Genomic DNA, 4,854 nt, shown 5'->3' with positions numbered 1-4,854 from the left:
GGGGATTGACGTCCCAGCTGGCGCTGAGTGACTCCAGTCGTTCCTGCACGTCCGGCCGGCCGCCGGCCACGGCCGCGTAGCAGCCGACCGCCGCCAGTCGGGCCGCCGCGGCGTCCGGGGGGCTGCTCGGGGGCACCTGCGCCGCGGCGAGGCTGTCGTCGAGCGCGCCGGAAACGTAGAGCGCGACCGCGTGCAGCACCCGCAGCTCGACGCCCGGGTCGCTCCAGCGCAACCCGCTCTCGGTGACTCTGGCCATGGCCGCCCGCAGCACCGGCAGCGAACCGGCGACGTCGCCGTTGTAGTAGTGGAGCGACGCGAGGGAGTAGTGCGCGCGCAGCTCCGCAGCCATCGCCCCCTCGGTCCGGGCGAGGCGCAGCGCGGCTCCGAGCCGGTCGGCGGCGCCGTCCCGGTCGCCCTCGATCTCGTCGACGAAGGCCGCCGTGGTGAGCGCCTCCACCTCCAGGCTCGGCACGCCGACCGCCTGCGCCGTCGCGAGGGCGCGTCGGGCCTGCGGTCCCGCCTCGGCGATCCGGCGGGCCGCCACCAGCGCCCTGGCCAGTACGACGTGGGCGAGCGCCGTGGTGCCCGGGTCCAGCGGCGCCGTCTCAGCCAGCCGCACGGCCTCCTCGGCGTACCCGACCGTCTGGTCGGTCCGGTCGAGAGCCACCAGCTGGCGCACCAGCTCCGCGCGCGCCTCCACTCCCCCCGCCGCGTCGCCGTCCGCGTCGCAGAGGCGAACGGCCTCGCCTGCCCGGTCCACCGAGCGCGAGATCTCGCCGGCCAGTCCGGCGGCCCGCGCCGCCCGCACCGCCACCCGCCCTCGGCTCGCTCCGGCGAGGGCAGCCGCGTCATGGACGCCCGGCCACTCCGCGAGCGCCCGCTCCAGGTGCTGCAGCGCTTCGCCGGGAGCGTGGACGCGCAGCGCCTCCTCCGCTGCCCGGACCGACCAGGCCAGCGTCCTCGGTGCGTCCTGCGCACCGGAGTGGTGGTGCGCGATCTCCGCCGCCGGCGCCGGGCCGGCTGCGCCCGCCTCCAGCGCGGCGGCGTGAGCCGCGTGCAGCCGAGCCCGTTCGCCCGGCAGGAGGTCGTCGTGCACGGCCGCGCGCAGCAGCTCGTGCGGGAACCGGTAGCCGGCTCCGTCGGGCACCAGCAGTCCTTCGGCCACCGCGGACCGCACCGCCTCGTCGGTCGCGGCGTCGCCCAGCCCCGCCACCTGGCGGAGCTGCCGGTCGGGCACGACGTGTGCCACCACGGCCGCGCACCGCACGAGCGTCCGCACCTCGTCGGGGAGCCCGTCCAGCCTGCCGACGAGCAGGTCGGCCAGGACCCGCGGCACCCCGTCGTCCACCCGGCCGGTGCGCGCCACGTCTGCCGCCAAGGTCTGCACGTAGTAGGGATTGCCCCCGGTACGACGCAGCACCTCCGTCGCGACCTCGGGTGCGGTCTCGACACCGGCCCACCGCTCCAGGAACGCCGCGACCTCCGCCTCGTCGAACGGCTCGAGGTCGAGGCGGCGCACCCTCGGCAGCCGGGCCAGCTCGCTCAGCAGCCGACGAACGGCGGGGCGGGCGGCCAGGCCGTCCGTGCGCACGGTCACGACCACCGCCAGCCGCTCCGCGGACATCCGGCTGAGCAGGAACCGGAGGTAGTCGGCCGAGGACGAGTCGACCCACTGGAGGTCCTCGACGACGACCACCACCGGGCCGCGGGCGCGTCCCACGTCCGCGAGCAGGTTGGTCATCGCGTCGAACAGCTGGAGGCGGCGTGCCTCGTCGACCTCGCCGTCGACCGCGTCCTCGAGGGAGCGGTTCGGATCGGCCAGACCGGCGACGAGCGGGAACCGGTCGAGGGCCGAGGAGACGTCGGGAGCTGCTGCCGCCGCCGACCGCACGGCCCGGACCAGGTCGACCAGCGCCAGGTAGGGAAGGCCGGGATCGCCCACGTCGACGCACTGCGCCCGCAGGACGAGCGGCCCCGGGGTCAGGCTCTCGAGCAGCGCGCGGACCAGCCGGGACTTTCCTCCTCCGGCCTCGCCCGCGACGAGCACCGCTCCGGCGATGCCCGTCGCCGCGTCGGAGACAGCAGCCGACAGCACCGAGAGCTCCCGCTCGCGCCCGACGAGCGGCACGTCGCCCTGGGATCCGACCACGCCGGAATCATCGCACCAGCGACGAGGCCGGCGCCGATCAACCGGCGCGGTCGAGCGGGGCCGGGAAGAAGGACTCGATCGGGAGCGCCCGACCGAACAGGTGCCCCTGCACCCGGTCACAGCCGTGCGCCCGGAGGAAGGTCAGCTGGGCCTCGGTCTCCACGCCCTCGGCGATGACGTCCAGCCCGATGTCGTGGGCGGCCCTGATCAGCCAGCCGACCACCCGCGCGGTGCGGTCGTCGTCTGGAAGCCGCCCGATGATGCCCATGTCGATCTTCAGACCGGTCAGCGGCAGGTCGAGCATCCGCTGCAGCGTGGAGTACCCGCTGCCGAAGTCGTCGATGTCGACCTTGACTCCCCCGGCACGCAGGTCCTCGAGCTCCTGGTGGATCGCGGCCACCGAGGTGGCGACGCCGGTCTCGGTCAGCTCGACCGTGACGACCTCGGGCGGGAGGTCCAGGGCGTGGATCTCTTCCAGGACCGCGGCAGCGAACCCCGGTTCGGCCAGCTGCACCGGCGAGACGTTGATCGAGACACCGAACGGCGGCTCGGCCTGTCCGAGGTCGTAGCACCTGCGCAGCGCGCGCAGCGCCTGCTGGGCCGAGTGGCGACCGACCGGCGCGATCATCCCCGACGCCTCGACAGCCGGCAGGAAGTCACACGGGCCGATCACACCGCGCTCGGGGTGCACCCACCGGAGCAGGGCTTCCATCCCGCTCGCCCGGCCGGTCCGCACGTCGATGACGGGCTGGAAGAAGGGCCGGATCTCGCCCCGGTCGAGCGCCTGACGCAGCTCGGCACCCATGTCGACCGACACCGAGTCGTGGCTCCGCAGCCCGGCGCGCAGGTCCGCCCGGCTGAGCTCCATCCGGGCGGCCACCTGATCGGCCAGCACCTGTTGCACCTTCAGGGCGCGGCTGCCGAAGCGGCGGGGGCGCGTGTCGGCCACGCACAGGGCGCCCAACGGGAGGCCGTCGCGGCCCACCAGCGGGACTCCGGCGTACGAGCGCAGGCCGCCCTTCACCAGCTCGAAGTCTCTGAAGCGCGGGTCGGCGAGCGCGTCCGGGACGACCAGCGGCTCGCCGCTGGCCGCGACGTAGGCGCAGAACGCCTCGTCGCGCGGGGTCTCGTTGATGTCCATCCCAACGCTCGCCTTGAACCACTGACGGTCGCGATCGACCAGGCTCACCGCGGCCATCGGGGTGTCGAGCAGCGCTGACGCGAGCTGCACGAGATCGTCGTACGCCTGCTCCCGGGGCGTGTCGAGCAGTCCGTAGGACCGCAGCGACTCCAGGCGATCCGACTCGTTGGGGTGCAGCGGGACCTCGCGGCGGGCGGGAGCCCCCGACACCGCCGGGCGATCTTGACGTGCTGCGTCCTCCATCCCCCCATGGTGCGCCTGCCGAGAACCGGCAGCCAGGGTCCAACGTCCCGGTCCCCTCGGGACCCCAGCAGGCCTCGCTCAGGGGCCGGCGTCGGCTCTGCGCTTCGCCTCCGCCCAGGGGAACCGCTGGCGCAGGGTGGCCCCGCTCGGCACGCCGTCCTGCCCCTTCGCCCACTCGCTGTAGTCGGCGAAGGAACCGGTGCTTCCCGGGGAGCGGAGGTACGCCGCGACGACCGCGACCACCTCGTCGTCCGACCAGCGCCGGCTGGTCGACCGGGTCTTGTTCGTCGCCACCCCGGCCCGGGCGCACGCCTGGTTCCAGGAACCGAGGCGCCGGATCACGAGCGCCAGGGAGGCCGCGTCGTGGCTGCGCTGCCAGGCGTCGTACGCGCCGGAAGCCAGCGGCTCCCCCAGCTCGGCGGCTGCTTCCGCGATGGCTGCGATCAGCTGCTGGTCGGTGTACTCCGGGGTGCGCACCCGGCAACGCTAGTGGTCGCGGTGGGCTCCGGTCATGACTCGGGGTAGCCGAGCCCGGAGGGCAGCCGCTCCCGGGCGAGCCGGGCCAGTGGTACGTCGACGCCGAGCTCCTCGGCGAGCCCGATGGCGAAGGAGAGGTCCTTGTCGGCGAGCTGGCGCAGGTGGTCGAAGGCGCCGTACCAGAACGAGCCGGGCTCCAGCTCGGCCGTCGTGTCGCGGTGCATGATCGCGCCCGGGCCGCCGGTGATCGCGTCGGTGTGACGCACCACCTCGCCCAGTGCCACGATGTCGAGGCCCGCGGCCTCGGCGAGCCGCTGGGCCTCGGTCGCAGCGCTGAAGGCCGTGTAGTGCATGAGGTTGCGCGCCAGCTTGAACCTGGTCCCGGCACCGATCGGACCGGCGTGGACGACCTTGCCCGCCATCTGGTCCATGACCGGCCGGACCGCCTCGAACGCCTCGTCCGTGCCGCCGACCATGATGGCCAGCGTCCCGTCGGCGGCGCCGGCCGCTCCCCCGGACACCGGCGCGTCGACCACGGCCACGCCGTGCTCGGCGGCGAGGGCGGCCAGCTCTGCCGGCGTCGCGGGCGCCACCGTCGAGTGGATGGCGACCGTCGGACCGGGTCCTGCGCCCGACGCGGCTGCCAGCACCTCGGCGAGGACCGACCTGACCTGCTCGTCGGTGTTGACCATGACGCACACCACGTCGCTGTCGGCGAGCTCGGCGACGCTGGCGACCGCCTGCGCCCCCGCTGCGACCAGCTCCTCGACCGGCTCCGGCGCGAGGTCGAAGACCCGCAGCTCGATGCCGGCCGCGGCCTGCCGCCCGGCCAGGCAGGGGGCCA

General features: G+C 74.7%; 4 protein-coding genes. All 4 read right to left on the bottom strand.

Annotated features, from left to right (window positions below; all coding sequences use genetic code 11):
• The coding region (locus tag H0488_RS22090) for an ATP-binding protein (protein ID WP_183101361.1) at positions 1-2,149 on the bottom strand (2,149 nt) is incomplete at its 3' end.
• Between the two features lie 37 nt (positions 2,150-2,186).
• Complete coding sequence (locus H0488_RS22085; protein ID WP_183101360.1) at positions 2,187-3,533, bottom strand: sensor domain-containing phosphodiesterase; 1,347 nt, start codon at positions 3,531-3,533, stop codon at positions 2,187-2,189.
• Between the two features lie 78 nt (positions 3,534-3,611).
• A complete protein-coding gene (locus tag H0488_RS22080) occupies positions 3,612-4,010 on the bottom strand; it encodes a homing endonuclease associated repeat-containing protein (protein WP_183101359.1) in 399 nt (132 codons plus the stop codon).
• 32 nt (positions 4,011-4,042) lie between these two features.
• The coding region (locus H0488_RS22075; protein WP_183101358.1) for an NAD(P)-dependent oxidoreductase at positions 4,043-4,854 on the bottom strand (812 nt) is incomplete at its 5' end.

The organism is Nocardioides pelophilus (assembly GCF_014180685.1).
Lineage (GTDB): Bacteria > Actinomycetota > Actinomycetes > Propionibacteriales > Nocardioidaceae > Nocardioides > Nocardioides pelophilus.
The sequence above is the reverse complement of the archived record's forward strand: the minus strand, read 5'-3'. Positions and strand labels throughout refer to the sequence as shown.